We start from the raw sequence: 26,818 nt of genomic DNA, 5'->3' as shown, positions 1-26,818 counted from the left end.
TGGGTCATCACATCCGGAAGACGCCGAAGCCGTCGGCGCCCTTGATCGGTCCGCTGTGGACAGCGGAGAGGCAGAGGGCGAGCACGGTCCTGGTGTCGCGCGGGTCGATCACGCCGTCGTCGTAGAGCTTGCCGGACAGGAACGGCGCCAGGGACTGCTGTTCGATCTGCGCCTCGACCATGGCGCGCATGGCGGCGTCGTTCTCCTCGCTGTACTCCTGCCCCTTCGCCGCGGCGGCCTGCCGCCCGACGATCGAGAGCACGCCCGCGAGCTGCGCGGGACCCATCACGGCCGACTTGGCGTTGGGCCAGGTGAACAGGAACCGCGGGTCGTAGGCCCGCCCGCACATGCCGTAGTTGCCCGCGCCGTAGGACGCGCCCATCGTGATCGTCAGGTGCGGCACCCGGCTGTTCGACACGGCGTTGATCATCATCGAGCCGTGCTTGACGATGCCGCCCTGCTCGTACTGCGCGCCGACCATGTAGCCCGTGGTGTTCTGCAGGAACACCAGCGGCGTGTCGCTCTGGTTGGCCAGCTGGATGAACTGCGTGGCCTTCTGCGACTCCTCGCTGAACAGCACGCCGCGCGCGTTGGCGAGGATGCCGATCGGGTAGCCGTGTAGCCGCGCCCACCCGGTGACGAGGCTGCTGCCGTACAACGGCTTGAACTCGTCGAACTTCGACCCGTCGACCAGCCGCGCGATCACGTCGCGCGGGTCGAACGGCACCCGCTGGTCCTCGGAGACGATGTCCAGGATGCTCTCGGCGTCGAACAGCGGCTCCTCCACGGGAGCCGGCTCCGGGCCGAGCTTGCGCCAGTTGAGCCGCGCGACCACCCGGCGGGCCAGCCTGATCGCGTCGACCTCGTCCTCCGCGACGAAGTCCGCGAGCCCGGACGTGGCGCCGTGCATCATCGCGCCGCCCAGCGACTCGTCGTCGGCGTCCTCGCCGGTCGCCATCTTCACCAGCGGCGGACCGCCGAGGAAGACCTTCGACCGGTCCTTGACCATGATCACGTAGTCGGACATGCCCGGCACGTACGCGCCACCGGCCGTCGCGTTGCCGAACACCGTCGTGACGGTCGGGATGCCGGCCGCGCTCAGCCGGGTGAGGTCGCGGAACGCCCGGCCGCCCGGGATGAAGATCTCGCTCTGCGTCGGCAGGTCCGCGCCACCTGACTCGACCAGGCTCACCAGCGGCAGCCGGTTCTGCAACGCGATGTCGTTGGCCCGCAACGACTTCTTCAGCGTGTACGGGTTCGAGGAACCACCGCGCACGGTCGGGTCGTTCGCCACGACCACGCACTCGACGCCCTCGATCCGCCCGATGCCGGTGACGACGGACGCCCCGACAGGGAAGTCCGTGCCCCACGCGGCGAGCGTCGACAGCTCCAGGAACGGGCTGTCCTCGTCGAGCAGCAGCTCGACCCGCTCACGGGCGAGCAGCTTGCCGCGCTTGTGGTGGCGTTCGACGTACTTCGGCCCGCCTCCGGCCAATGCCTTGGCGTGCTCGGCGTCCAGCTGCGCGATCTTCTCGAGCAGCGCCTGCCTGTTGCCCATCAGGCGTACCCCAATCGTCGTGCCGCGAGCTCGGTCATCACTTCGCTCGCCCCGCCCCCGATGCCGAGGATGCGGGCGTCCCGGTAGTGACGCTCCACTTCGGACTCCCGCATGTAGCCCATGCCGCCGTGCAGCTGCACCGCCGTGTCGACGACCTCGGAGCAGGCGTCGACGGCGGAGTTCTTCGCGAAGCAGACCTCGGTGACGCAGTCGTCGCCGCGGTCGATCCTGGCCGCGACCTCGCGCGCGTAGGTGCGCACGACGTCGACCTTCTGCGCCATCTCGGCGAGCTTGTGCCGGATCACCTGGCGCGAGATCAGCGGCCTGCCGAACGTCTCGCGGGAGCGCACCCACTCGGCGGTGAGGTCCAGCGCCCGTTGCGCGGTCGCGTACGCCTCGACGGCCATCGTGATCCGCTCGACCTGGAACTGCTGCATGATCTGCACGAAGCCCTGGTTCTCCTCGCCCACCAGGTTCCGCGCCGGCACCCGCACGTCGTCGAAGTGCAGCTCGGCGGTGTCGCTGCAGTGCCAGCCCATCTTGTCGAGCTTGCGGCGGGTGAACCCGTCCTCGATCACGAGCAGCGAGATGCCCTGGTAGCCCGGCTCCCCGGTGCGCACGGCCGTCGTGACGAAGTCGGCGCGGCAGCCCGAGGTGATGAACGTCTTCTCGCCGTTGACCACGTAGTGGTCGCCGTCGCGGACGGCGGTGGTCCTGATCGCCGCGACGTCCGACCCGGCGCCGGGCTCGGTGACGGCCAGGCTGCCGATCTTCTCGCCGCGGATGGCGGGCTTCGCGAACCGCTCGATCAGGTCCTCGTTGCCGGAGCGCCAGATGTGCGGGATGGCGATGCCCAGCGTGCACAGCGCCGCGATCAGCCCGGACGAGCCGCCGTTGCCGATGACCTCCTCGGTGAACACGACGGTGTCGATCAGGTCGCCGTGCTCGAACCCGATGCCGAGCAGGTCCAGCTCGGCGGCTTTCTTGTGCAGCTCGCGCGGCACCTCGCCGTCGCGTTCCCACTGCGCGATGTGCGGAGCGATCTCCTTGCGGGTGAAGTCGCGGACGAGCTCCCGCAGCTCCTTCCGCTCGTACAGGTCCTTCGTGATCACAGGAGCTCCTCCGGGATCTCTGCTTCCCTGCTGCGCAACCACTCGCCCAACGCCTTCGCCTGCGGGTCGAACCGCGTGCTGCTCGCGACCCCGTCGCCCAGCAGCCCGTGCAGGACGAAGTTGAGGGCGCGCAGGTTCGGCAGCTCGTACCGGCTGACCTCGCCCGCCTCCGGCAGCAGCTCCTTGAGCTTCTCCACCGTGAGAAACCCGTTCAGCCACTCGTAGGCGGCGTCGCTGCGCACCCACACGCCGAGGTTCGCGTCCCCGCCCTTGTCGCCGCTGCGCGCACCGGCGATCGTGCCCAGTGGCCGCTTCACAGCATCACCGCCTTGGCCTGGACCTCGTCGCGCGGCACGTACGCCGCCCGGTACACGCCGAACGGCGTGCCGTCGCTCGGCGGCGCCGTGACGTGGAAACCGGGGTAGCTGGCCAGCGCCAGCTCGATCCCGGACCGGCTGAACGCCTTGGCCCGCTTGGGGTCCGTCGTCTTGATCATGACGTGCAGCAACGCGCTGGCTTGCTCCTCCGTCTCGGCGTCCGGACGGTCGGTGCGGGCGAGCGTCCATGTCAGGCCGTCCTCGCCGATGGCGTTCACCAGCTGCCGCTTCACCAGCTCCGCCTTCTCCTCCACGTCCAGTCCGGTGAGGACGAACGTCGCGGAGTTCCGGAAGCCTCCCAACGTGTTCAGGCACACCTTGAGCGTCTCCGGCGGCGGACTTCCCTTCGTGCCGCTGATCCGGACGCCGCGCGGGTGCTCGTCCAGCCGGATCGTGTCGAAGTGCGTGGTGACGTCCGGCCCGAGGTACTCCGGCGCGCCGATCTCGTAGAGCAGCTGCGCGGTGACGGTGTCGACGGTGACCGCGCCACCCGTCCCCTCGTGCTTGGTGATGAGGCACGACCCGTCCTCGTCGATCTCCGCGATCGGGAACCCCGGCCGGGTCACGTCGATCTCGGTGAAGAACGAGTAGTTGCCGCCCGTGGCCTGGGTCCCGCACTCCAGCACGTGACCCGCGACGGTGGCGCCGGCCAGCCGGTCCCAGTCGTCGCGCGCCCAGCCGAAGTGCGCCGCGGCCGGTCCGACGACGAGGCTCGCGTCGGTGACCCGGCCGGTCACCACGACCTGCGCGCCCTGCTCCAGGCACTCCGCGATCTCCCACGCGCCCAGGTAGGCGTTGGCGGTCAACGCCTCCGGGAACCGCGACCGCAGGTCGTCGCCCGTGACGTAGCCGACCTTCGCGTCCAGCTTGCGCGCCAGCCCCTCCGGGTTGAGCCCGCCCGCGTTGACCACGATCTTCACGCCCTGGTCGAGCGCGAGCGCGAGACAGTCCTCCATCTGGCGCATGAACGTCTTGGCGTAGCCGAGCGACGAGTCCTTCATGCGGTCCCTGCCGAGGATCAGCATGGTCAGCTCGGCGAGGTAGTCGCCGGTGAGGACGTCGAGCTCGCCGCCCTCCAGCTGTTCGCGCATCGCCGACAGGCGGTCGCCGTAGAACCCGGACGCGTTGCCGATCCGCAGCGCCGTCACCGGCCACCTCCGGGAGGGCCCGCGAACGCCTGCGCGATCGGCAGCCACTCCTGCGCCACGTCACCGACGGCCTCGACCGCGAGCTCCTTGCGGTTGCGCCGCTGCGTCACCAGCCACGCGAAGTCCAGCGCCGGTCCCGTGACGCGGTTCTCCGCGTCCTCCGGCCCCCACGTCCACAGCTCGCCGCCGGGCCCGGTCAGCTCGACGCGCACCGGCACCTCCGGCACCGCGAGACCGTTGAGCAGGAAGGCGAACCCGATCGTCCGCACGCCGATGTGGCACACGTGCCTGATGCGCGGGGTGGGCTCGCGCACCACGCCGAGCGCGTCGGCGACGTCCTGCCCGTGCGCCCAGGTCTCCATGAGCCGCGCGGTCGCCATCGACGCCGGGCTCATCGGCGGCCCGAACCACAGGATCTTCCCGGACGCCGCGGCGAGGTGCTCCCGCAGCTCGGCGCGGCTCGCCCGCCACTGCTCCAGCAGGTCCGGCAGCGCCGCGGCCTCCTCCGCCGTCCGGTCGACGATGTCGGCGGTGAGCGGCTGGGCCTGGAACGCCTCGGGGTCGGTGATCGCGAGGACCGCCGCCTTGTCCGTCCACATGAGATGGCCGATCTGGTGCCCGATCGTCCAGCCCCGCGCGGGTGTCGGCAGCGTCCAGTCCGCCCCGTCCACCAGCGCGTCCAGCTCGCGCGACTCCGCGTCGAGGTCGGCCAGCAGTTCCGTGATCACAGCTGCTCCTCCAGCATCCGCGCCCAGTAGCGCACGACGTGCGCCCGGCGCTTGGTGTCATCGCCGAGCTGGTTGGCGAGCGCCAGCCCGCGCACGAGGTCGAGGGTCGCCTGCACCGCTTCCTTCACACCGGGCTTGGTGTCGTCGGCGCCGAGCAGCTCCAACGCGACCCGGTACGTCTCCCGCCCCAGCCGCGCCTGCAGCTCGAGCACCTGCTCGCGCAGCTCGGGATCGGTTCGCGCGGCCACCCACAGCTCCAGCGCCGCGGTGAACAGGTCGCTCGCGTGGAAGTCCGCGATCAGCTCCACCACGGCACGCGTGCTCTTCTCGACGACCTCCGCGCGCCGCTTGAGCACCTCGACGCTCTCCGCGCCGACGTGCTCGACCGCCGCCGCGACCAGCTCCCCGCGCGTGCGGAAGTGGTGCAGCTGCGCACCCCGCGACACCCCGGCCCGCTCGGCCACCTCGGTCGTCGTGGTGCCCGACCAGCCGCGTTCCACCAGGCACTCGACGGTCGCCTCCATGAGCTTCCGCTTGGTCTCCCGCGTGCGGTCGGCCTGGCGCTGCCTCGTCTCCACGCCGCCGAGTGTTCCCCGCAACAAACAAACAGTCAAGCCTGCTTGTAAATGTGCCGAGTAGCGTCCCTCCGCGATGAACACCGTGAACAGACTGAGGGCCGCCGGCTGCGTGTTCGCCGAGGACGAGGCCGCGCTCCTGGAAGAGGCCGCCACCGGCCCGGAGCACCTGGAAGAGCTCGTGCGGCAGCGGGTCGGCGGCCTGCCGCTCGAACACGTCGTCGGCTGGGCGATGTTCTGCGGGCAGCGGGTCGTGGTCACGAAGGGCGTGTTCGTGCCCCGCCACCGCACCGAACTGCTGGTCGACCTGGCCACCGACCTCAAGCCCGCCGTCGCCGTCGACCTGTGCTGCGGGTCGGGCGCGGTCGGCGCGGTCCTGCGGCACCGGCTGCCGGACGCGACGGTCTACGCCGCCGACATCGACCCCGTGGCCGTGGCGTGCGCGCGTCAGAACCTCACCAACGTGTTCGAGGGCGACCTGTTCGACGCGCTGCCGTCCCACCTCAAGGGCACCATCGACGTCGTGGTCGCCAACGTGCCGTACGTGCCGACCGACGACATCCGGTTCATGCCCGTCGAGGCACGCGACCACGAGGCCCGCATCGCCCTCGACGGCGGCGCGGACGGCCTGGACGTGCTGCGGCGCGTGGCGGCCCAGGCGGTGTCCTGGCTACGGCCCGGCGGTCACCTGCTGAGCGAGACGAGCGAGCGCCAGGCACCGGCCGCGCTCGCCGCGTTCGCCGCCGCAGGACTCAACGCCAAGCTCGTGACCTGCGAAGACGTCAACGCGGTGGTCGGATCGCGATGAAGTCCGTACAATGTACGGTATGTCGTACGACGAGGTCATGCAGTGGTTCGAGAAGTGGGACGCGCTCGCGGTGGCGGGGGACGTCGAGGCGATGGCCGACATGGCCCTGTTCCCGGTCAACACGGTCACGGACGGGTCCGCGACGTCGTGGGACCGCGAGACGTTCCTGAAGGAGATGGGGGCCCAGCTGGGCGGTGACGTGCGGATGGAGTCCAAGCGGACGCCGCACTTCATCAACGAGAACCTGGTCTTCGTGATCACGGACGGCACGATCAACGGGATCACGGTGCGCTACGGCGACCTGCTCACGAAGGTCGGCGGCGAGTGGAAGTTCCAGACGATGGCCCAGGGCGGCTGGGCGTAGGAAGAGCGCGAAGGGCACCCCGGGGAAGAGGGCGCTCCACTTCGCGGGAAATCACAGCAGGGTCAGTTGTTCCTGGTCCACGCGCGGCGCCGGCACACCCACCGGCAGGCTGCCGTCGGGCCACACGCCGTCGTCGTCGCCGGGCACACCGGTGACGGCGTCGGCGGAACGCCCGCTCGGCGCGAGACCGTGCTTCTCGACCAGCGGGGCGACCCGCGACGCCAGCCGGACCCGGTACCGCTTGTCCACATAGGACCGGTTGCCGTACAGGTACCGGTACGTCTCCACCAGGTCCGGGTGCTCGCGCCGCAACCACGCGGCGAACCACTCCTTGGCGCCCGGCCGCAGGTGCAGCGGCAGCACCGTCACCCCGGTCGCGCCCGCGGCGGCGATCTGTTCGAGCAGGAAGTCCAGCTGCTCCACCGAATCCGTCAGCTCGGGGAGCACCGGCGCCACGAACACCCCGCACGGCAGACCGGCCTCGCGCACCTTGCGCACCAGCTCCAGCCGCGCGGCGGGCGTCGGCGTGCCGGGCTCCAGCGACCGGTGCAGGTCGCGGTCCAGCAACGCGAGCGACACGGCGATCCCGACCGGCACCACCTCGGCCGCCGCCGACAGCAGCGGCAGGTCGCGCGCCAGCAGCGTGCCCTTCGTGAGGATCGAGAAGGGCGTGCGGGAGGCGGTGAGCGCCTCGATGATCCCTGGCATCAAGGCGTACCGCCCCTCCGCCCGCTGGTACGGGTCGGTGTTGGTGCCCAGCGCGACGTGCTCCTGCTTCCACTTCGACGACCGCAGCTGGCGCGACAGCACCTCCCCCGCGTTGACCTTCACGACCACCTGGGTGTCGAAGTCGCGGCCGGAGTCGAGGTCGAGGTAGGTGTGCGTCTTGCGGGCGAAGCAGTTGTGCGACACCACCCCGTTCGCGATGAAGTCACCCGTGCCGGTCGTGATGTCGTAGAGCGTCCTCTCCCCCAGCGGCTCGACGGAGACGACGCCCAGCGGCTGCTGCGACTTGATCGCCACGCCGTCGATGTCGCGCTTGCGGGTGATGGCCGGGTCGACGGTGTGGAAGAAGCGCAGGTTCTCCCGCAGCCCGCCGCGCAGCCGCACGACCCGCACGCCGCGGCGGCGGCGCAGCTCCTCGACCGCGAAGTCGAAGTGGAAGTGCTTGAGCGCCAGGCAGATCGCCTCGACGACGGTGGCGCTGCGCGACGACATCCGCAGGATGCTGCGCGAGCAGGTGCCGAGGTAGTCGAACGCGCCGGCGAGGAACCCCTTGAGCCAGTCCGGGTTCGGGGCTATCTGCCAGGACGCGAGCGCGCGCACCTGGTGCAGAAATCCACTCCCTTCTCGCACGCCGAAGTAGTCGAGGTACTCCTGCGTGCGGTCCATGGCCTCGATGTCGGCCAGGGGGATGCGGAACTCGTTCTCGTCCTCGACCACGCCGCGCAGGTAGCCGCGGCGGTAGTCGTCGGTCACGGTGGGCTGCTCGACGAAAGCCCCCGTGCCCATCAGCTTGTTGCCGGTCGTCAGGTGCGGACGCCTGCCGGTGCCGGACGTCTCGCCCGTCACGTGCTTCCAGCCGCGGTCGGTCAGGAACCGGTGGTCCCCGGACGCGACGACGGTCGTGCCGTCCTCCAGCGTCAGCCGGTACGCCTCCTTGCGCGTCTCCCAGTGCGCGAGAACCGTGGTGAGCTTGTACCGCCGGTAGTTGCCGGTGAGCTCGGTGCCGTAGATCTCATCGCCCTCCCGCAGCTCCGCCAACGGTTTCGTGCGACCGTTGGCCAGGAGGATCGGCGTGTCGCCGGCCAGACAGTAGGTGCAGGCGTGCGAACAGCCGCGGTACGGGTTCACCGTCCACGAGAAGGGCAGCGACGACCCCGGCACCCCGTTCAGCACGGACTTGGCGCGGACCTCGTGGAACACCACGTCCGCGAACTCCGGTGTTCGTACGCTGCGCACCAGTCCCGGTAGCCCCGGTAGTGCCTGTTGCGGCTCTGCCTCGAGTTTTTGCCCGTCCCATCGCACGACATCGATTCGAACACATGTTCGAACAGCGGTCAAGGAGTGCCCGTGTCACCCGTTGAGGTAGCAGGCTTCGTCACCGGAGCACTGTGCGTGTGGCTGGTCGCCAGGCAGAACCCCTGGAACTGGCCCATCGGCATCGCGAACAACATCGCGTTCCTGGTGCTGTTCTGGACCAGCGGCCTGTACGCGGACTCCGGCCTCCAGGTCGTCTACATGGTGCTCGCGGTCTACGGCTGGTGGGCGTGGGTGCGGGGCGGCGAAAGCCACAGCACGCTGCACGTCAGCCGCACGACGACCCCGCAGTGGGTCTGGCTCGCGGTCGCCGGCGTGCTCGGCACCGCGTTGCTGCACTGGGTCCTCATCACGTTCACCGAGTCCACAGTGCCCTTCTGGGACGCCGTCACCACGGTCCTGTCGCTGCTCGCCACCTGGGGTCAGGCGCGCAAGAAGGTGGAGTGCTGGTGGCTGTGGATCGCGGCCGACGTCATCTACGTACCGCTCTACGCCTACAAGGAGTTGTACCTGACGGCTGTGTTGTACGTGGGGTTCATGATGTTGTGCGTGCTGGGGTTGCGGAACTGGCTCAAGGACCTGAAGAGCGACGAGGTGCCGGCGTGAAGGAATTCGAACACGCGCTCGTGCTCGGCAAGTTCTACCCACCGCACAACGGGCACCACCACCTCATCGAGACCGCGGCCTCGCGCAGCGAACGCACGACCGTCACCGTGCTCGCGGCGTCCCACGAGACCCTCCCGCTCGAACACCGCGTGCGCTGGATGACCGAGACGCACGCCCACACCCCCGGCGTGCGGATCATCGGCGACCTCGACGACATCCCGATGGACTTCGACTCCGACGAGATCTGGGACAAGCACGTCCGGCTGACGCGCGCGGTCCTCGCCCGCCGCGCCATCGCCGACGGCGACCCGGCCCGGACCCCGGTCGACGCCGTGTTCTCCAGCGAGAAGTACGGCGAGGAGCTCGCCCGGCGGCTCGGCGCGCAGCACGTGCTCGTCGACCTCGACCGCCTCACCCACCCGGTCTCCGGCACGGCGGTGCGCACCGACCCGGTCGCGAACTGGCACCACCTCGCCCCCGCCACGCAACGCGGGCTCGGCTGGAAGGTCGTGGTCGTCGGCGCCGAGAGCACCGGCACCACGACGCTGTCGAAGCAGCTCGCCGACCACTTCGGCGCGCCCTGGATCGCCGAGTACGGCCGTGAGCACACCGAGCACAAGCTCACCGCCGAACGCGCGTTCGACCCGGACGCCACCGTGGACGGTCTGGTGTGGACGCTCGGCGACTTCGAAGACGTTGCGCACGAGCAGGAACGCCGCATCCGGGCCTCGACGGCGCCACTGACCGTCGCGGACAACGACGCGTTCGCCGCGACGGTGTGGGGCGAGCGCTACCTCGGGTTCCGCCCGGAGGTCTTCCAGGGCACCGAACCGGACCTCTACCTGCTGACCGACCACGCGGGCGTTCCGTTCGAACAGGACGGCTGGCGCGACGGCGAGCACCTGCGGGAGTGGATGACCGGCCTGTTCGAACGCGAGCTGGAACGGCGCGGCGTGCCGTGGCTCAAGCTCACGCACGACAGGTTGGCCACGGCCGTGACGGCCGTCGAACACCTCATGCGGCAGGATGTCGCGCGTGGGTCACGGTCACGGGCATAGCCACGCACTGAACGACGAACCGGCGTCTCAGCGCGTTCGCACGTTGCTGATGTGGCTGCTGGTGCCATTGGCGCTGGCCACGCTCGTCGGCGCGGCGCTGCTCTACCCGTTCGGGCACGAGCAGAAGACCGGCGCCGAGGTCGGGCTGCACCAGACGCCCGTCGAGGCCGTCGTGACCGGCGTGCAGGCGAACTGCGGCGAGAAGTGCGTCGCCGTCACCGTGCGGATGACCGACGGCGAGGCAAGCGGGCAGAGCGTCACGATCCCGAACATCGACGGCCCCGGCGCGCCGAAGTTCCAGGTCGGCGACGAGGTCGTGCTGTCCTACGCGGGCAGCCAGCCGCAGGCGGCCGAGTCGTACCAGATCGTGGACTTCCAGCGCGGCTGGTCGCTCGTCGTGCTGGCGCTGCTGTTCGCGGGCGCCGTGCTGCTGCTCGGCCGCTGGCAGGGCCTCGCGGCGCTCGGCGCGCTGCTGCTGAGCTTCCTGGTGCTGGTGCTGTTCATCATGCCGTCGATCCTCGCGGGCAAGGACCCGCTGATGGTCGCGGTGGTCGGCGCCGGACTGATCATGTTCGTGGCGCTCTACCTGACCCACGGGGTCACCGCGCGCACGTCGACCGCCGTGCTGGGCACGCTCGTCAGCCTCGCGCTGATCGGCGTGCTGGGCGCGATGTTCTCGGCGTTCGCGAAGCTCACCGGCCTCGACGAGGACACCACCAACCTCGTCACCGTGCTCGGCACCGACATCGACACCCGCGGGCTGCTGCTCGCGGGCACGCTGATCGGCGCGCTGGGCGTGCTCGACGACGTGACGGTGACGCAGACCAGCGCCGTGTGGGAGCTGCGGCGGGCCAACGAGAAGCTGACGTGGCGCGAACTGTTCGCCGCCGGGTCGCGCATCGGCCGCGACCACATGTCGTCCGTCGTGAACACCCTCGTCATGGCCTACGCGGGCGCGGCGCTGCCGCTGCTGCTCGCGATCTCGCTCGCCGGGCGGTCGATGGGCGAGATCCTGACGTCCCAGCAGATCGCGTCGGAGATCGTGCGAACCCTGGTCGGCAGCATCGGCCTGGTGGCCGCGGTGCCGGTGACGACGGCGCTGGCCGCCCTCGTCGCCGTCCGCCAGGAGGCCACCCCCGCCGAGACCCCCGAGCCCGAGCCGGAACCCGAGCCCGCGGCGAAGACCGTGAAGCGCGCGGTGAGACCCGCCAGGCCGCGGCCCACGCGCTTCGAAGGCGACCTCTACACCGGCTACGACCCCGACAAGGGGCCGTGGGAACGCCCTAGCCGGCCAGCAGCACGAAGAGCAGCGTCAGGACGCCCGGCACCACCTGCACGAAGAAGATCTTCCGGCTCGCCGTGAACGTGCCGTAGATGCCCGCGACGATCACGAACACGCTGAAGAGCACGGACGCGCCGAAGTCCTGGCGGACGAGCGCGTAGACCAGACCCGCGGCCAGGAAGCCGTTGTAGAGGCCCTGGTTCGCCGCGAGCGGCGCCGACTCCTTCGCGAACTCGGGCGTGAGGCCGAACGCCTTCTGCCCGCGCGGAGTCGTCCAGAGGAACATCTCCAGCACCAGGATGTAGACGTGGATCAACGCCACGAGGGCGAGCATGACGTTGGCGACTACCTGCACAGGGGGTTCCTCTCTCAGAACTGACACACGCGGTGGGACAATAGAGCAGTGGGAAGACAGCGGCCCGACACCGAGGCGGTCACCGAGTCGATCGACTCGGGAATCGCGGAGCTCGTCCCCGACCTGGGCGGGCGGAACTCGTGGACGTTGCGGGTCAACGGAACCCCGCAGTCGCATGTGGACCTGGACGACCCGTCCTACCTCGAGTTCGAGTACGTCCGGAGGCTGGGTCACCTCGTCGACCTCACCGCGCCCTCCCGCGTTCTCCACCTGGGTGGTGGCGCGCTCACGCTAGCCCGCTACGTGGCGAACCTCCTGCCTCGTGCGTCTCAACAGGTGGCCGAGATCGACGCGGGCCTGATCGCGTTCGTCCGGCGCGAGCTGCCGCCCCCGCCGAGGGTGCGGATCACCACCGGGGACGCCCGCGAGGTGCTCGCCCGCGCGCGCCCCGGCTCGTTCGACCTGATCGTGTCGGACTGCTTCGCGGGCGCCCGCACACCCGCGCACCTGACGTCGGTGGAGTACGTGCACCAGGTGTCCGCGGCGCTGGCCGAGGACGGCGTCTACGCGGTGAACATCGGCGACGGCAACGGCCTGCAGTTCGCCCGCTCCCAGTGCGCGACGGTGCGCTCGGTGTTCGAGCACGTCTGCGTGCTCGCCGAGCCGGGCGTGTTCCGCGGCCGCCGCTTCGGCAACTTCGTGATCATGGCCGCGCACCACGGCCTGCCGCTGCAGCAGCTGACCCGCGCCACGGCCGGCGACCCGTTCCCGGGACGCGTCGAGCACGGCACGGGTCTCACGAAGTTCATCGGCGGCGCCCCGGTGACGACGGACGCGACGGCGAAGCTCTCCCCCGCCCCGCCGTCCGGCCTCTGGGGGACCTGAGGCTCAGTCCAGGGACGTCACGAACTTCGACACGGCCTCGGGGTGGAGCTTCTGCGCCATCCGCCCGGCCGGGGCCAGCGACCCCAGCCGGTACAGCGGCCGTTCCGCCGCCGCGAGACCGCGCGCCTCCGCCCGCAGCTGGGCCACGAGCAGCTCCGAGAACACCAGGCCGGGCGTGTCGCCGCGGGCGGCCAGCGCGTCGGCCAGCCGCCGCAGCTGGTAGATCCCCAGCTCACGGCCGCCCGTGCCGGCGTACATCGACAGGGCGACGTTGATCGCCTTCTTGCCACCGCGCACGAACAACCCGACGGTCCGCGCCCCGCGCAGGTCGGTGACCAGCAGGTCGAGGCCGTCGGCCGCCGCCAGGTCGACCCTGCGGGTGCCGAACGCGCGGACGTGCACGGTCGTGCCCTCCAGCCAGACCGTGCGGCGGGCCTCGGACAGCGCCAGCAGCACCACGGGCACCGCCACGATCGCGCCCGCGATGACACCGGGCCAGCGCCCGCCGATCAGGCCGACGATCGCGCCGAAGGCGAGGGCGACCATGATGCCGCCGATCGCCACCATGCGCGCCCGCTTGCGGACCGTCACCCGGTCGAGCAGGTCCAGCCCGAGCTTCTCGCCCTTGGCCTTGCCGGCCGCCGGCAGCTCGCCGCCCGCCGGCATGTCGTCAGAGGTCACGGCTCGCCGCCTCGGCTCCCGCGTCCGACGCCAGCCCCTCGGTGCCGCCCGGCACGGCGAGGTCGACCGGCTTCAGCCCGTCCCGCACCGCCTGGACGACGTCCGCCAGCGGCACGGAGACCTGCTCGCCGGTCGCGAGGGTCTTGACCCCCAGCACCCCGGCCTCCAGGTCGCGCTCGCCGAGCACCAGCGCGAGCCGCGCACCGGACTTGTCGGCGGCCTTGAAGCCCGCCTTCATCGACCGGCCGCCGTAGACGAGGTCCGTGCGGATGCCCGCCGCGCGCAGCTCACCGGCGATCGCCACGAGCCGCGCCCGCGCCGCCTCACCCAGCGGCACGCCGATCACGTCGACCCGCGAGAACTCCGGCAGCACGCCCTCGGCCTGGGCCGCGAGCAGCGCGCGGTCCACGCCGAGCCCGTAGCCGACGCCGGACAGCGACTGGCCGCCCAGCTGCTCCATCAGGCCGTCGTAGCGGCCGCCGCCGCCGATGCCCGACTGCGCGCCCAGCCCGTCGTGGACGAACTCGAACGTCGTCTTCGTGTAGTAGTCGAGGCCGCGGACCATGCGCGGGTTCTCGACGAACTTCACGCCCAGCTCGGTCAGGTAGCCCTTGACCCGCTCGTAGTGCTCGCGGCACGCGTCGCACAGGTGGTCGACCATCAGCGGCGCCTCGGCGACCAGCTCGCGCACCTCCGGCCGCTTGTCGTCGAGCACCCGCAGCGGGTTCAGCTCGGCGCGCTGACGGGTCGGCTCGTCGAGCGGCAGCTTCGCGAGGAAAGCCTGGAGCTTCTCCCGGTAGGCAGGGCGGCAGGCGGCGTCACCGAGCGACGTCAGCTCCAGCCGGTACCCGGTGAGCCCCAGCGCGCGGAACCCCGCGTCGCCGACGGCGATCACCTCGGCGTCGAGCGCCGGGTCGTCGACGCCGATCGCCTCGATGCCGACCTGGTGGAACTGGCGGTACCGGCCAGCCTGCGGCGCCTCGGCGCGGAAGAACTGGCCCGCGTAGTAGAGCTTCACCGGCAGCTGGCCGCGGTCGAGGCTGTGCTCGATCACCGCCCGCATCACGCCCGCGGTGCCCTCGGGGCGCAGCGTGATCGACCGCTCACCGCGGTCGAGGAAGGTGTACATCTCCTTGGTGACGACGTCGGTCGACTCGCCGACACCGCGCGCGAACAGCGCCGTGTCCTCGAAGACCGGCAGCTCGACGTAGCCGTAGCCCGCCAGCTCGGCGGCGCGGGACAGCGTCGACCGCACGTGCGTGAACGCGGCGGACGTCGGCGGGATGTAGTCGGGAACGCCTTTGGGTGCGGAAAACACGTCTCTCAGAGTCCTCGGTGCGGGGCGGCCGGTGCGTCGTCCGTCCGAACGGCGTCCTGCAACTGGAGCAGGTACGGGTTCGTCGCACGCTCGCGGCCGATTGTCGTCGTCGGGCCGTGGCCGGGCAGCACCACGGTGTCGTCGGGCAAGGGCATGACCTTGGTCCGCAGGGACGACAGCATGCTCGTGTGGTCACCGCCCGGCAGGTCGGTGCGTCCGATGGAACCGGCGAAGAGCGTGTCACCCGAGATCACCAGGCGACCGCCTTCCTGCGCGCCGGAGCGGAACATCACCGACCCGCCGGTATGGCCGGGCGTGTGGTCGACGGTGATGCGCAGCCCCGCGAGGTCCAGCTCGAGGCCGTCGGTCAGCGACCGCACCTCGGACGGCTCGCGCATCTCCAGGTCGCCCCCGAAGAACGCGGCGGACTCCCGGCTGATGCCCTTCAGCGGGTCGGAGAGCATCTCCACGTCGTCCGGGTGGATGTAGGCGGGGACGTCGTTGCCGTCACACACGGGCGTCACGGAGAAGGTGTGGTCGAAGTGCCCGTGCGTGAGCAGGACGGCGACCGGCGCCAGGCGGTGCTTGCGCAGGGCCTGCCCGATCGGCTCGACCGCGTCCTGACCAGGGTCGACGATCACGCAGGGCTCGCCCTCGCCCGAGGCCAGGACGAAGCAGTTCGCCTGGAGCGCACCGGTGGGGAACCCGATCACGAGCACGAAAATGACCTCCCTGTTCACAGACAGCCTAACCACCACACAAAGCTCATATGCCCAGGCCCTAGACTGCCGAGCCGACCGCCCTATTTCGCATGAGTCCCTGGGGAGGGAGCACGTGCCCACCAACGAGCAGCGACGCGCGGCCGCCAAGCGCAAGCTTGAGCGTCAGATGGCGTACCGCCAGCAGCGGGCCAAGAAGCGTCGCATCATCGCCGTCGTGTCGACGGTCGTCGTGGTCGCGCTCGTCGGAGGCGGCGTGTGGTTCCTCGCGACCAACGACTTCGGCAACGGTGACGCCGCCGCCTCGGAGACCCCCTCGCAGGAGGAGTCGGTGGACAAGGCGGAGAACATCCCCACCGCCCTGCACCAGATCCCCGCGCGCCCGCAGCCGCTGGGCGAGAAGGTGAACTGCGAGTACACCAAGGGCCAGGAGCCGGCGGCCAAGGAGAACACGCCGCCCGCGAACGGCGAGCAGCCCGCCACGGGCACCGTCGGCGTGACGCTGGGCACCTCGATCGGCGACCTGAAGTTCACCCTCGACCGCGCGCTCGCGCCGTGCACGGTGAACAACTTCGTGAGCCTGGCGAACCAGAAGTACTTCGACAACACGACCTGCCACCGCCTCGTGGTGACCGGCATCCAGGTCCTGCAGTGCGGCGACCCCAGTGGCAACGGCACGGGCGGCCCCGGCTACACGTTCAAGGACGAGACCTACCCGGAGATCACCTACGGCCGCGGCGTGCTCGCCATGGCGAACGCGGGCCCGGACACCAACGGCTCGCAGTTCTTCATCGTCTACGGCGACGGCTCGAACCTGCAGCCGAACTACTCGGTCTTCGGCACGGTCGACGAGGAGTCGCTGAAGAAGATCGACGAGGTCGCGAAGACCGGCACGATCTCGCAGGCGCCCGGCCAGGGCGACGGCAAGCCCAAGACGCCGGTCGACATCAAGTCGGCGCTCGTCGCGGCCTGAACCGCGGTCCTCGGCGAGAACCAGCTGTGCGCAACGGCCCCCGGAGCACCTCCGGGGGCCGTTGCGCGTCACGGGGTCAGGCGGGGACGAGGTCCCAGAGCTGGTTCGCCGCGCCGGTGAACGCCTGCTGCACGATCGGCGCCCCGTTGCCGCCGCCCTGCACGCTCACCGCGAGCCCGGAGTGGGCGAGCAGCAGCCGCCACCCGGCCGTGGGGTTGCCGCGCAGCCGCACCGTCTGGTTGACGCCACCCGTGCGGGCGAACTGGATGAGCTGGACGCCGCCGCTCTGGCTCGACTCCGGCACGTCGAACGCCTTGCCGGAGTGGCTCGCGACGAGCTCCCAGCCCTGCGGGTTGGCCTCGAAGCGCCACCGCTGGTTCGCGGAGCCGCTCTGCGGCCAGCCGATGATCGGCTCCAGGTCGGCCGTCGACGCGTTGTTCACGGCCAGCTCCAGGTTCGTGCCCCGGTTGCGGACGTTGAAGTGCTGGCCGATCACGGGCCACGGCTTGCCGGGGTCGTCCGCGGTGAGCGGGATGGCGTGGTCGGAGAACCACGTCGCGTCCGCCACGTACTGCTTGTTCATCAGGTCGTCGTAGAAGCCGCCGGAGGGCGGGCAGTTCACGCCGCCGTTGGGGCAGATGTCGACGTCGTGCGCCGCGTAGGTGCGAAAGGTGTTTCGTTTGAACGTGGTGTCGGCACCGGACTGGTTCCCCGGCTCGTCCCTGATCGTGTAGTCGCGGTAGTAGACGACCTGCGGTACCGGTGACACGTCCAGCACCGCGGTCTGCACCAGCCGTGCCGCGGCGACGTGGTCGCGGTGGAAGTAGAAGTTCTCGGTGCTGAGCGAGGGAGTCTGCTGCCGTTGCAGGTCGGCCGACGGGTCGGTGGTCCTGATGACGTCCGGCTGGAAGTCCGCGATCGCCGCGCGCAGGAACGCGACGACGGTGGCGCGGTCGGCACCCTGCGCGGCGGAGGCGAAGTCCAGCGGCCTGCCGGTGAGCGACTGGTTGCGCGAGTACAGCAACCACAGCCGGTTCTCCGGTGCGGTGGACGTGTCGGGCAACCGGTTCTCCACGATCGAGACCCGGTTGCCGAGTGTCCACAGGGTCGCCGGCAGGTTGCCGGCCCCGTAGGCGTGCGGTTTCCACTGCAAGGCTGTCAGCCCGGCCGCGGCCGCGTACGCCTCGCGCACTCCCAGCTCCCTGGCCTGCATGTAGGTCGGGAAGGTGTGGTAGTCGGACGCGACCAGGAAGATCGTGCGCACGGTGTTGCCGTCGCGCAGGTCCTTCATGAGGGTGGGACTGAGGAAGAGGAGGTCGTCGTCGTGGTGGGCGACGACGTTCAGCACTCGCGTCATTGCGGGTATCTCCTGTCTCGGTTGGCACTCCTTGTCTGTGAGAGTCAGTCGTACGGGTGCTGGTATTACGCGTTCGGCCCATTTACATTCAATCGAGATCAACTACGGCGAGTCGCGCGCGCAGCTCTCCCCCCGTCACGAGGGGAGCAGGGACAATGACCGTCCACAGTGGCCGACGCGCGTCCTCGTTCAGGGTCGCGGCCGTCGCCATCCTCCTGTCCAGCGCGGTGTCCACCGCCACGGTGCACACGACGGCGTCCGCCCAGCCGCCGGTCTCACCCGAACAGCGCGTGAACGGTCTGCTGCAACAGATGACCGTCGACGAGCAGGTCACCCTTCTGCGCGGGATCTCCGCTCCGCTCGGTCACCACGAGGTGGGGTACGTCGCCGGTGTCCCCCGGCTGGGCATCCCCGCCCTGCGCCTCACCGACGGTCCCGCGGGGGTGCGCGACGAGCAGCCCGCGACGGCCTTCCCCGCCCCCGTCTCGGTGGCCGCGAGCTTCGACCGCGACCTCGCCCGGCAGGCGGGTGTGCTGATGGGCAAGGAGACCAGGGCGCGCGGCTACCACGTGCTGTACGCGCCGATGGTCAACATCGTCCGGGTGCCGCAGGCAGGCCGGAACTTCGAGACCTACGGCGAGGACCCGTACCTCGCGGGCAAGCTCGGCGCCAGCTTCGTGCAGGGCGTGCAGGAGCAGGGCGTGGCGGCGCAGGTGAAGCACTACGCCGTCAACAACCAGGAGAACGACCGCACCTGGGCCAGCTCCAATGTGGACGACCGGACGCTGCGCGAGATCTACCTGCCCGCGTTCGAGATGGCCGTGCACGAGGGCGGCGCCTGGTCGGCGATGTGCGCCTACAACAAGGTGGGCGGGTCGTTCGCGTGCGAACACTTCCCCTTGCTCAACGACGTCCTCAACGACCGGTGGGGTTTCAGCGGCACGGTCGGCTCCGACTACCCGGCCACCCATTCGGGCGTGAAGTCGGCGCTCGCCGGGCTGGACCAGGAGTTCGGCGGTTCCACGTTCTACGCGGGCCTGCCCGGCGCGGTGGGGTCGGGCGAGCTGGTCAGGTCCGTCCTCGACGAACGGACGCGCCGCGTGCTGCGGATGTTGCTGCGCGTCGGAGCGCTGGACGAGCGGCCCGCGCCGCAGTTCGACCCCGCCGCGCACGCCGCGTTCGCCAGGAGGCAAGCCTCCGCGGGCACCGTGCTGCTGAAGAACGACACGGGCCTGCTGCCGCTGGCGAACAGCACCACGACGGTCGCGCTGTCCGGCATCTACGCGGACGTGGCGCACACCGGTGGCGACGGCAGCTCCCGCGTGACGCCGTACCCGGAGCACACCGTGAAGCCCGTGGACGCCCTGCGCGCCCGCCTCGGCACCGGCCTGACCTACCACGTGGGCGCGCGCCGCGAGCCGTTCACGGTGCCCGCCGGGGTGCTCACCGGCCTGCGCGCGGACTTCTACAACAACCGCGGCCTCCAGGGCGCTCCGGCGGTGTCCAGGACGGACAGCGTGATCGACTTCAACTGGCTGACCGGGTCCCCCGCGCCGGGCGTGAACTCCGACAACTGGTCGGCCCGCTGGGTCGGCACCCTCACCGCCCCGGTCACCGGCACCTACGACTTCGCGCTGACCAGCGACGACGGCAGCAGCCTGTACATCGACGGCCGGCACGTCATCGACAACTGGGGCGACCACGCCACCCAGACGCGCTGGGCGTCCGTGCCGCTGGAGGGCGGGGTGCCGCACCAGGTCGTCGTCGACTACAGCGAGGCGGAGGGCTTCGCGAACCTCTCCCTCGACTGGTTCGCGCCCGGCGGGGCCGACCCGGAGATCCAGGCGGCGGTGGAGGCCGCCAAGGCGGCGCAGGTCGCCGTGGTCGTCGTCGGCGACCGCACGACCGAGGGCGCCGACCGCACCGACATCGACCTGCCCGGCAACCAGAACGAGCTCGTGCGGGCCGTCGCGGCGGCGAACCCGCGCACCGTCGTGGTGCTGGAGACCGGCGGACCGGTGACGATGCCGTGGCTCGGCTCGGTCTCGACGCTGCTGGAAGCCTGGTACCCCGGCGAGCAGAACGGCAACTCCCTGGTGGACGTCCTGTGGGGCCTCGACGAACCGTCCGGGCGGCTGCCGGTGACGTTCCCGGTCGACCTCGGGTCGAACCCGATCCAGTCACCGGAGCAGTACCCCGGCGTGGGCGGCAACGTCACCTACACGGAAGGGCTGCGCGTCGGGTACCGCTGGTACGACGCGACGGGCGTGGCGCCGATGTTCCCGTTCGGCCACGGCCTCGGCTACACGACGTTCGCCTACAGCGGCCTGAGCCTCACCCGGTCCGCCGACGCGGTGACGGCGTCGTTCACGGTCCGCAACACCGGCTCCCGGCGCGGGTCGGCCGTGCCGCAGCTGTACCTCGGCTATCCCGGCGCGGCGGGTGAGCCGCCGCGGCAGCTGCGCGACTTCGCGAAGGTCGTGCTCGACCCCGGCGCCTCGACCCGCGTGACGATGACGCTCGACCAGCGGGCGTTCGCGCTCTGGGACACCGCGGAGCGGACGTTCCGGGTGCCCGCCGGCGGCTTCACGGTCTCGGTCGGGGCGTCCTCGCGGGACCTGCGGCTGAGCGGCACCGTCACGCAGCAGGCCGTCCGCATCCCGAACGGCGCCACCGGCCAGCTGACCAACCTCTACGGCCCCTGCGTGGACGTGGCCAGTGCCAACTCCGCCACCGGCACCCCCGTCGGGGTCTGGAGCTGCAACAACACCGGGGCGCAGCGCTGGACGGCGGCCCCGGACGGCACCCTCCGCGCCCTCGGCAAGTGCCTCGCCCTCCAAGGCGACCGGGCCGTGCTCGCCGAGTGCGCCGGTCAGCGCTGGACCCACGAGTCCAACGGCGCGCTGGTGGCGGGCGGCCGGTGCCTGACGGCGGGAACGCAGCTGTTCCTCGCCCCCTGCGACGGCAGCACGGCCCAGGCGTGGGTGCTGCCCCGGCCCGCTGACCGGTTGCAGGGCATCGCGAACCGGTGCGTCGACATCGACGGCGGGCGCACGTGGGCGGGTACGGCGGTCTGGCTCTACGACTGCAACGGCACCGGCGCGCAGGACTGGAAGCTCGACGCGGACGGCTCGGTGCGGGCACTCGGGCGCTGCCTGGACGTGACGAACGGCTGGACCGACCCCGGCACCCCGCTGCAGCTGTGGGACTGCAACGGCACGCCCGCGCAGCAGTGGCGCGTGCAGGGCAGCTCGCTGCGGAACGTCAAGTCCGGGCAGTGCCTGGACGTGCGCAACGGGTGGACGGACAACTTCACCCGCTTGCAGATCTGGTGGTGCAACGGCACCGCGGCGCAGAACTGGCAGGTTCCGCGCCGCTAGCCGCTACAGCAGTGGCGTCTACGACGCCGACGTCACGCGGTAGACGTCGTAGACGCCCTCCACGCTCCGCACGGCCTTGAGCACGTGCCCCAGGTGCTTCGGGTCGCCCATCTCGAACGAGAACCGGCTGACGGCGACGCGGTCCCGCGACGTCGTCACCGACGCCGACAGGATGTTCACGCGCTCGTCGGCCAGCACCTTCGTGACGTCCGAGAGGAGGCGGTGCCGGTCGAGCGCCTCGACCTGGATCGCGACCAGGAAGACGCTGGACGCCGACGGCGCCCACTCGACGTCGAGGAGCCGTTCCGGCGACTTCAGCAGCTCGTCCGCGTTCGTGCAGTCGGTGCGGTGCACCGACACGCCGCCACCGCGCGTCACGAAGCCGAGGATGTCGTCACCGGGGACCGGCGTGCAGCAGCGGGCGAGCTTGACCCACACGTCGCCCGCGTCCTTGACGATCACGCCCGCGTCGCCGGTGGGGCGGCGCCGGGTGACCGTGGACGGGGTGGCGCGGTCGGCCAGCTCCTCCTCGGCGTGGTCGACCCCGCCGAGCTGCGCGACGAGCCGCTGCACGACGTGCCGGGCGGAGGTGTGCCCCTCGCCGACCGCCGCGTACAGCGCGCTCATGTCCGGGTAGTGCAGCTCCTTCGCCAGCGCCTGCATCGAGTCGACGCTGACCAGGCGCTGGATGGGCAGCCCGACGCGACGGACCTCCTTGGTGATCGCGTCCTTGCCCTGCTCGATCGCCTCTTCCTTGCGCTCCTTGGCGAACCACTGCTTGATCTTCGCCTTGGCCCGCGGGGACGCGACGAAGCTCAGCCAGTCGCGGGACGGGCCCGCACCCTCCGCCTTGGAGGTGAAGATCTCGACGACCTCGCCGTTCTCGAGCTTGCGTTCGAGCGCGACCAGCCGGCCGTTCACGCGGGCGCCGATGCAGCGGTGCCCCACCTCGGTGTGCACGGCGTAGGCGAAGTCGACGGGCGTGGACCCGGTCGGCAGCGTCTCGACGTCCCCCTTGGGCGTGAACACGAAGATCTCGCGCGCGGCGAGGTCCCAGCGCAGGCCCTCCAGGAACTCACCGGGGTCCGCGGCTTCCCGCTGCCAGTCGAGAAGCTGGCGCATCCACGCCATCTCGTCGATCTCGACGGACTTGCCGTTGTGCGTGCCCTTGGTCTCCTTGTAGCGCCAGTGCGCGGCGATGCCGTACTCGGCCCGCTGGTGCATCTCGTGCGTGCGGATCTGCACTTCGAGAGGCTTGCCGTCGGGACCGATGACGGTCGTGTGCAGCGACTGGTACACGCCGAACCGCGGCTGCGCGATGTAGTCCTTGAACCGCCCGGGCATGGGCTGCCACGCGGCGTGCACGACACCCATCGCGGCGTAGCAGTCGCGCACCTCGTCGACCAGGATCCGCACACCCACCAGGTCGTGGATGTCGTCGAAGTCCCGGCCGCGGACGATCATCTTCTGGTTGATCGAGTAGTAGTGCTTCGGCCGCCCCTCGACCTTCGCGACGATCCGCGCACCCTCCAGCTGGTTGCCCAGCTCCTGCACGACGGTGCGCAGGTACGTGTCGCGACTCGGCGCGCGCTTGGCGACCAGCCGCACGATCTCGTCGTACTTCTTCGGCTGCAGGATCGCGAACGCGAGGTCCTCCAGCTCCCACTTGACGGTCGCCATGCCGAGCCGGTGCGCCAGCGGTGCCAGCACCTCCAGCGTCTCGCGGGCCTTGCGGGCCTGCTTCTCGGGCGGCAGGAACCGCATGGTGCGCATGTTGTGCAGCCGGTCGGCCAGCTTGATGACGAGGACCCGCGGGTCCTTCGCCATCGCGATCACCATCTTGCGGATGGTCTCGGCCTCGGCGGCAGCCCCCAGTTTCACCTTGTCGAGCTTCGTCACGCCGTCGACCAGCCGGGCGACCTCCTCGCCGAAGTCCTCCTTGAGCTGGTTCAGCGAGTAGTCGGTGTCTTCGACGGTGTCGTGCAGCAGCGCCGCCACCAGCGTCGTGGTGTCCATGCCCAGCTCGGCGAGGATCGTCGCCACGGCGAGCGGGTGGGTGATGTACGGGTCGCCGGACTTGCGGCGCTGCGGGCGGTGCTTCTCCTCGGCGACGTCGTAAGCGTGCTGCAGAAGCGCCAGATCGGCCTTGGGATGGAGGTCACGGTGCACGGCGGCGAGAGGTTCGAGGACCTGCTTCACCGGGGCCGCACGTTGGGCGGTGATACGCCGCGCGAGGCGGGCGCGCACACGCCGGGTAGCCGACGGTTGAACAACCGTCGCAGCGGGTTCGGTGTTTTGACTCAACCCCACGCTCCTCGGGTCTCGCGAGTACCGAGGATAACGCGTTTGCGCAGCCGTAACTTGTGATAGCGCGCTGAGCGGCACAGCTCACACGGTGAACGCCGCGCGAACTTACGCTGAGCCGATCAGGCGACGCTCGCCACGAACGCCCGCCAGGCACGAGCCGAGAACGTCAGAACGTCACCCCGCACCGCCTTCGAGTCACGCACGAGTGCGGCAGGAGCAGCTGCGGCGAGCGACACCTCCACGCACGCGCTGTCGTGCTCGGGACCGCTATGGGAACTCTTGCGCCAACTCCGCCCGTGGCTCATCTGCTTCCCTCCGGAGTCCGCTGATGTAGCTCGTCAGCAAGCTCCGCGATTGTCCCTCATCCAAGGCAAGCTCATCGAGCCACTTGAACGACTCCCGGCATTCCGCGATAGCCGCACCGTCGTGTGAGAAAACATTCGCAATGTCTGTTTCGCTGTACGCCACCGGCACGAGCTTCTCGAAGCTGAAGAGCATTCGCGCCGACATCCTGATCGGAGCGGGGCCCGCCGACAACGGCACGATCCGAAGGGTGTGCGTGCGGAACATCATGCGCAGGTACTGCTCCTCCATGACCCGCTCGTCCCCCACCCGCAGCTGCAACGCCAGCTCGTGCACGTAGAAGAGGCAGTGCGGCCTGAACGGTCGCCTCAGAACCGCCTGCCGCTCCATGCGCGACTTGAACCCCCGCTCGACCTGCTCCGGGGTGCCGCGACCACTCGACAGCAGGGTGCGCGCGTACTGCGGTGTCTGGATGAGGCCCGGCACCGACAACACGTCGTAGCAGGTGATGCGCTCGGCCTGCGCCTCCGCCATCGCGAGGGTGCGCAGGTTCTCCGGGACGAGGGCGACGCAGCTGTCGAACGCGTGGCGGTAGCGGGCGCGGAACGTCTCGAACGCCACAGTGTCGCGGCCGCACATCATGAAGTACTGGACCAGGTCGATCTCGCTCGCGCGCGCCTTGCCCTTCTCGATGTTGGACACCTTGCTCGGGTCCCAGCCGAGCTGTTCCGCGAAGGCGGCGCCGGTCAGCGTCGTGTGCTTCTCGCGGAGGCGGCGCAGCTCGTCGCCCAGGTCGCGGCTGTAGGCGGTGGAGGTGATCGCAGTCATTCGTCCGACGGTAGGCATTGGCCCTCCTCCACGAACCAGCTCGACGGGGTGAACTCAGGCGGCGGTGCGGGTGGCGTGGTGCGTGGTGTTGGTGCGCGGAGTGCGGGTGGGGTCCAGCCAGGACGGCGGGATGAACGTCGGGGTGCCATTGCGGAGCTTCACCTCCCATTCGCTGCGGTGCACCAGGGTGTGGTGGTGGCGGCAGAGCAGGGCGGCGTTGTGCACCGACGTCTCGCCGCCCTGCGACCAGAACCGGACGTGGTGGGCGTCGCAGTGCTTCGGCGGCCGGTCGCAGCCGGGGAAGCTGCAGCCCTGGTCGCGGGCGACCAGCAGGCGGCGGATGGCGGCGGGGAACGTGCGGGTCTTGCGGCCGATGTCCATCGACTCGGACCGGCCGCCGAGCACCACCGGGATGACGCCCGCGTTGCAGGCGAGGCGGCGCACGAGGGTGGCGGGGACGCGCTCGCGGTTGTCGAGCCTCGCGAAGCCGGTCTGCTCGGCCAGGTCGCGGTAGGGCATGGTCAGGGTGAGGGTGACCGGCTCGCCGCCGTGCTCGGGCAGCTGGTCGCTGCGCAGGACCAGGTCGACGAGGTCGGCGAAGGCGTCGCCCTCCCGCTCGGCCCGCGTGCGCGGGTCGGGACCCTCCTCCGGGGTGGCCGGGCGGGGTTTGGCCAGCGGGTCGATCAGCGCCTCCAGCTTGGCGCCGGTCGCCCGGTCGAGCCTGGCCCACAGCTCCAGCTGGTCGCCCTTCCACGCCAGGCGCAGGCGGTTGCCCGGCTCCGGCTGCCCGGCCTCGCCCGGCTCCGGGTCGCGCTGGTACAGGCGGTACGCCAGCTCCTTGCCGAACGAGCGGACCGCGCTCGGCTCGTGCTCCCGCGCGAACTCGACGACGGGCTGCTCGGCCTCGGGCGGCAGCTCCTTCATCACCTCGGCGACCGCCGAGACGTGCTCACCCGACAGCGCGCCCTCGGCCGCCGCGGCGGCCGTGGCCGGGAGCTCCGGCTCCAGCACCGCGCCGGACGGCGTGACCTCGCGGGCCAGCACCTCGGCCCGCGCGACCCACTGCCGCGCCGTCTTCAGGTCCCACCGGACGGCGTGGCGCAGCAGCTGGGCCACAGTCCGGTAGCCCAGTTCCTGCGCGGCGCCACGCCGCTCCAGATCCGCGATTTTCCGCATCACCGCGTTCTCCAGGACGCGAATTTCCGCCACGTCTTCGACGACCGCTTTCAGCAGTTCGCCGGTGGCGAGAAGGGAGAAGTTCTGTTCGATCACGCGTTCGACATTACCGCAAGATCACGACGAAACAGCACGTCAGAGGCCACACGTTAGAGTGAATGGGATTGCCGGAACACGTATGGTTCGTTAGTGCGCATCTCTCTCGCGGCAACACACGGAGCGCATACGGTAAATAGGAGAACACGCGTGCAACTGACAGAATCGCGAACCGTGAGGACGTTGCTCTGGTGCACCGCGATGACGTTCGTGTGGCTCGGCACGATGGCGTACCTCGCCCTCGACGACCCGAACTACATCGACCCGCGGTCGATCGCCGGCTCCGCGGTCGGCTGGGTCGTCGCGACGACGCTGAGCTGGCTGGTGCTGCGGCGCGCGAAGGCACCCGCGCTGTGGGAGATCGCGGTCGTCACGGCGCCCGCCTCACTCGTGACGCTGGTGTTCGTCAGCGTCGGCGCCGCCTTCGTGGCACCCCCACCGGGCACCTGACCGCCGATCATGGGGCGCCGGTGACCTGAGAAGGTGGCGTCATGCACTCACACCGGCCGGTCTGGCACTGCCTGGCGTTCACCGGCGTCTGGTACGCCGCGCTCGTCCTGCTGAACCTCGCCACCGACGGCCACGTCCTGCCCGCGGCGATGATCGGGGTGGTGCCGTGGCTGGGCTCCGCGCTGGCGCTGATGCGGCTCGACGGCGTGAAGGCGTGGCGCCTGGTCCTGCTGGGCCTGCCGATCTTCGGCTTCCTGTGGACGGTCACCGTGGTCGTCGCGAGCCGGTTCACCGCGCCGCCGATGGTGAGCTGACGTGGCGGCGGACCGGCTGC

The 26,818-nt window shown here is 70.5% G+C and carries 23 protein-coding genes and 2 pseudogenes; 10 read left to right on the top strand and 15 right to left on the bottom strand.

Annotated features, from left to right (window positions below; all coding sequences use genetic code 11):
- Nucleotides 1-7 precede the first annotated feature (7 nt).
- The 5 genes and pseudogenes from BLT23_RS20270 to BLT23_RS20250 form a co-directional block, all read right to left on the bottom strand.
- On the bottom strand, nt 8-1,558 hold the full coding sequence (locus BLT23_RS20270; RefSeq protein ID WP_090051372.1) for an acyl-CoA carboxylase subunit beta: 1,551 nt from the start codon (nt 1,556-1,558) through the stop codon (nt 8-10).
- Nucleotides 1,558-2,670, bottom strand: coding sequence for an acyl-CoA dehydrogenase family protein (locus tag BLT23_RS20265; RefSeq protein ID WP_090051371.1), 1,113 nt, complete (start codon nt 2,668-2,670; stop codon nt 1,558-1,560). The genes BLT23_RS20270 and BLT23_RS20265 overlap by 1 nt, the downstream gene beginning before the upstream one ends.
- A pseudogene (locus BLT23_RS20260) lies at nt 2,667-4,138 on the bottom strand (acyclic terpene utilization AtuA family protein). Before BLT23_RS20260 ends, BLT23_RS20265 begins: the two are co-directional and overlap by 4 nt.
- Before the next feature lie 53 nt (nt 4,139-4,191).
- A complete protein-coding gene (locus tag BLT23_RS20255) occupies nt 4,192-4,923 on the bottom strand; it encodes a TIGR03084 family metal-binding protein (protein WP_090051370.1) in 732 nt (243 codons plus the stop codon).
- Nucleotides 4,920-5,447, bottom strand: a complete 528-nt coding sequence (locus BLT23_RS20250) for a TetR/AcrR family transcriptional regulator (protein WP_090051632.1) — start codon at nt 5,445-5,447, stop codon at nt 4,920-4,922. Before BLT23_RS20250 ends, BLT23_RS20255 begins: the two co-directional genes overlap by 4 nt.
- 127 nt (nt 5,448-5,574) lie before the next feature.
- On the opposite strand from BLT23_RS20250, the gene BLT23_RS20245 reads away from it, so the two are divergent.
- Nucleotides 5,575-6,306, top strand: coding sequence for a putative protein N(5)-glutamine methyltransferase (locus tag BLT23_RS20245; protein ID WP_090051369.1), 732 nt, complete (start codon nt 5,575-5,577; stop codon nt 6,304-6,306).
- Between the two features lie 19 nt (nt 6,307-6,325).
- Nucleotides 6,326-6,670, top strand: coding sequence for a nuclear transport factor 2 family protein (locus BLT23_RS20240; RefSeq protein ID WP_245744060.1), 345 nt, complete (start codon nt 6,326-6,328; stop codon nt 6,668-6,670).
- Nucleotides 6,671-6,721: 51 nt separating this feature from the next.
- Here BLT23_RS20240 and BLT23_RS20235 read toward each other — a convergent pair whose 3' ends face one another.
- Nucleotides 6,722-8,698 carry an intein-containing Rv2578c family radical SAM protein gene (locus tag BLT23_RS20235; RefSeq protein WP_090051631.1) on the bottom strand — a complete coding sequence of 659 codons (1,977 nt, stop codon included), beginning with the start codon at nt 8,696-8,698 and terminating at the stop codon, nt 6,722-6,724.
- A 45-nt stretch (nt 8,699-8,743) separates the two neighbouring features.
- Between BLT23_RS20235 and pnuC the strand changes: the two genes are divergently transcribed.
- From pnuC to BLT23_RS20220, 3 genes are all read left to right on the top strand, one after another.
- Nucleotides 8,744-9,316: a nicotinamide riboside transporter PnuC gene (gene pnuC / locus BLT23_RS20230; RefSeq protein WP_245744059.1), complete on the top strand. Its 573-nt coding sequence runs from the start codon at nt 8,744-8,746 to the stop codon at nt 9,314-9,316.
- Nucleotides 9,313-10,374 (top strand): AAA family ATPase, encoded by a 1,062-nt coding sequence (locus BLT23_RS20225; protein ID WP_090051366.1) that lies wholly within the window; start codon nt 9,313-9,315, stop codon nt 10,372-10,374. The genes pnuC and BLT23_RS20225 overlap by 4 nt, the downstream gene beginning before the upstream one ends.
- Before the next feature lie 61 nt (nt 10,375-10,435).
- Nucleotides 10,436-11,737, top strand: a complete 1,302-nt coding sequence (locus BLT23_RS20220; RefSeq protein WP_342713681.1) for a YibE/F family protein — start codon at nt 10,436-10,438, stop codon at nt 11,735-11,737.
- Here BLT23_RS20220 and BLT23_RS20215 read toward each other — a convergent pair.
- Nucleotides 11,658-12,011, bottom strand: coding sequence for a DUF1304 domain-containing protein (locus BLT23_RS20215; RefSeq protein WP_090051364.1), 354 nt, complete (start codon nt 12,009-12,011; stop codon nt 11,658-11,660). The genes BLT23_RS20220 and BLT23_RS20215 overlap by 80 nt on opposite strands.
- Before the next feature lie 48 nt (nt 12,012-12,059).
- Here BLT23_RS20215 and BLT23_RS20210 point away from each other — a divergent pair, with 48 nt between their 5' ends.
- Nucleotides 12,060-12,896, top strand: coding sequence for a spermidine synthase (locus BLT23_RS20210; protein WP_090051363.1), 837 nt, complete (start codon nt 12,060-12,062; stop codon nt 12,894-12,896).
- A 3-nt stretch (nt 12,897-12,899) separates the two neighbouring features.
- Here the strand turns inward: BLT23_RS20210 and BLT23_RS20205 are convergent, their stop codons facing one another.
- From BLT23_RS20205 to BLT23_RS20195, 3 genes and pseudogenes are all read right to left on the bottom strand, one after another.
- Nucleotides 12,900-13,562 carry a hypothetical protein gene (locus BLT23_RS20205; RefSeq protein WP_090051362.1) on the bottom strand — a complete coding sequence of 221 codons (663 nt, stop codon included), beginning with the start codon at nt 13,560-13,562 and terminating at the stop codon, nt 12,900-12,902.
- Nucleotides 13,563-13,644: 82 nt separating this feature from the next.
- Nucleotides 13,645-14,895, bottom strand: a pseudogene (gene hisS / locus BLT23_RS20200) (histidine--tRNA ligase); the annotation flags it as partial.
- Nucleotides 14,896-14,900: 5 nt separating this feature from the next.
- Nucleotides 14,901-15,614, bottom strand: coding sequence for an MBL fold metallo-hydrolase (locus BLT23_RS20195; protein WP_090051630.1), 714 nt, complete (start codon nt 15,612-15,614; stop codon nt 14,901-14,903).
- 115 nt (nt 15,615-15,729) lie between these two features.
- Here BLT23_RS20195 and BLT23_RS20190 point away from each other — a divergent pair, with 115 nt between their 5' ends.
- A complete protein-coding gene (locus BLT23_RS20190) occupies nt 15,730-16,587 on the top strand; it encodes a peptidylprolyl isomerase (protein ID WP_090051360.1) in 858 nt (285 codons plus the stop codon).
- Between the two features lie 76 nt (nt 16,588-16,663).
- Here BLT23_RS20190 and BLT23_RS20185 read toward each other — a convergent pair whose 3' ends face one another.
- Entirely contained in the window at nt 16,664-17,944 is a 1,281-nt protein-coding gene (locus BLT23_RS20185) for an RICIN domain-containing protein (RefSeq protein WP_090051359.1), read from the bottom strand.
- 155 nt (nt 17,945-18,099) lie between these two features.
- On the opposite strand from BLT23_RS20185, the gene BLT23_RS20180 reads away from it, so the two are divergent.
- The gene (locus tag BLT23_RS20180) at nt 18,100-21,324 is read left to right on the top strand and encodes a glycoside hydrolase family 3 C-terminal domain-containing protein (protein ID WP_090051358.1); all 3,225 of its coding nucleotides are present in this window, start codon (nt 18,100-18,102) and stop codon (nt 21,322-21,324) included.
- Nucleotides 21,325-21,342: 18 nt separating this feature from the next.
- Here the strand turns inward: BLT23_RS20180 and BLT23_RS20175 are convergent, their stop codons facing one another.
- From BLT23_RS20175 to BLT23_RS20160, 4 genes are all read right to left on the bottom strand, one after another.
- Nucleotides 21,343-23,628: a RelA/SpoT family protein gene (locus BLT23_RS20175; RefSeq protein ID WP_425434399.1), complete on the bottom strand. Its 2,286-nt coding sequence runs from the start codon at nt 23,626-23,628 to the stop codon at nt 21,343-21,345.
- 122 nt (nt 23,629-23,750) lie between these two features.
- Nucleotides 23,751-23,936: a DUF397 domain-containing protein gene (locus tag BLT23_RS20170; RefSeq protein WP_090051356.1), complete on the bottom strand. Its 186-nt coding sequence runs from the start codon at nt 23,934-23,936 to the stop codon at nt 23,751-23,753.
- Nucleotides 23,899-24,762 carry a helix-turn-helix domain-containing protein gene (locus tag BLT23_RS20165; RefSeq protein ID WP_176946835.1) on the bottom strand — a complete coding sequence of 288 codons (864 nt, stop codon included), beginning with the start codon at nt 24,760-24,762 and terminating at the stop codon, nt 23,899-23,901. Before BLT23_RS20165 ends, BLT23_RS20170 begins: the two co-directional genes overlap by 38 nt.
- A 54-nt stretch (nt 24,763-24,816) precedes the next feature.
- On the bottom strand, nt 24,817-26,034 hold the full coding sequence (locus BLT23_RS20160; RefSeq protein ID WP_090051354.1) for an HNH endonuclease signature motif containing protein: 1,218 nt from the start codon (nt 26,032-26,034) through the stop codon (nt 24,817-24,819).
- A gap of 174 nt (nt 26,035-26,208) precedes the next feature.
- Between BLT23_RS20160 and BLT23_RS20155 the strand changes: the two genes are divergently transcribed.
- Both BLT23_RS20155 and BLT23_RS20150 read left to right on the top strand, forming a co-directional pair.
- Entirely contained in the window at nt 26,209-26,484 is a 276-nt protein-coding gene (locus BLT23_RS20155; RefSeq protein WP_090051353.1) for a hypothetical protein, read from the top strand.
- 41 nt (nt 26,485-26,525) lie between these two features.
- Nucleotides 26,526-26,798 (top strand): hypothetical protein, encoded by a 273-nt coding sequence (locus BLT23_RS20150; RefSeq protein ID WP_090051352.1) that lies wholly within the window; start codon nt 26,526-26,528, stop codon nt 26,796-26,798.
- Nucleotides 26,799-26,818 lie beyond the last annotated feature (20 nt).

Source organism: Lentzea fradiae (assembly GCF_900100955.1).
Taxonomy (GTDB): Bacteria; Actinomycetota; Actinomycetes; order Mycobacteriales; family Pseudonocardiaceae; genus Lentzea; species Lentzea fradiae.
This window is presented reverse-complemented; position numbering and strand designations above follow the sequence as displayed.

Coding starts and splice junctions, on each gene's coding strand:
- BLT23_RS20270 (WP_090051372.1), bottom strand. CDS start 1,558: ATGGGCAACAGGCAGGCGCTGCTCGAGAAGATCGCGCAGCTGGACGCC.
- BLT23_RS20250 (WP_090051632.1), bottom strand. CDS start 5,447: ATGGAGGCGACCGTCGAGTGCCTGGTGGAACGCGGCTGGTCGGGCACC.
- BLT23_RS20245 (WP_090051369.1), top strand. CDS start 5,575: ATGAACACCGTGAACAGACTGAGGGCCGCCGGCTGCGTGTTCGCCGAG.
- BLT23_RS20240 (WP_245744060.1), top strand. CDS start 6,326: ATGTCGTACGACGAGGTCATGCAGTGGTTCGAGAAGTGGGACGCGCTC.
- BLT23_RS20205 (WP_090051362.1), bottom strand. CDS start 13,562: ATGCCGGCGGGCGGCGAGCTGCCGGCGGCCGGCAAGGCCAAGGGCGAG.
- BLT23_RS20185 (WP_090051359.1), bottom strand. CDS start 17,944: ATGACGCGAGTGCTGAACGTCGTCGCCCACCACGACGACGACCTCCTC.
- BLT23_RS20180 (WP_090051358.1), top strand. CDS start 18,100: ATGACCGTCCACAGTGGCCGACGCGCGTCCTCGTTCAGGGTCGCGGCC.
- BLT23_RS20170 (WP_090051356.1), bottom strand. CDS start 23,936: ATGAGCCACGGGCGGAGTTGGCGCAAGAGTTCCCATAGCGGTCCCGAG.
- BLT23_RS20165 (WP_176946835.1), bottom strand. CDS start 24,762: ATGACTGCGATCACCTCCACCGCCTACAGCCGCGACCTGGGCGACGAG.
- BLT23_RS20150 (WP_090051352.1), top strand. CDS start 26,526: ATGCACTCACACCGGCCGGTCTGGCACTGCCTGGCGTTCACCGGCGTC.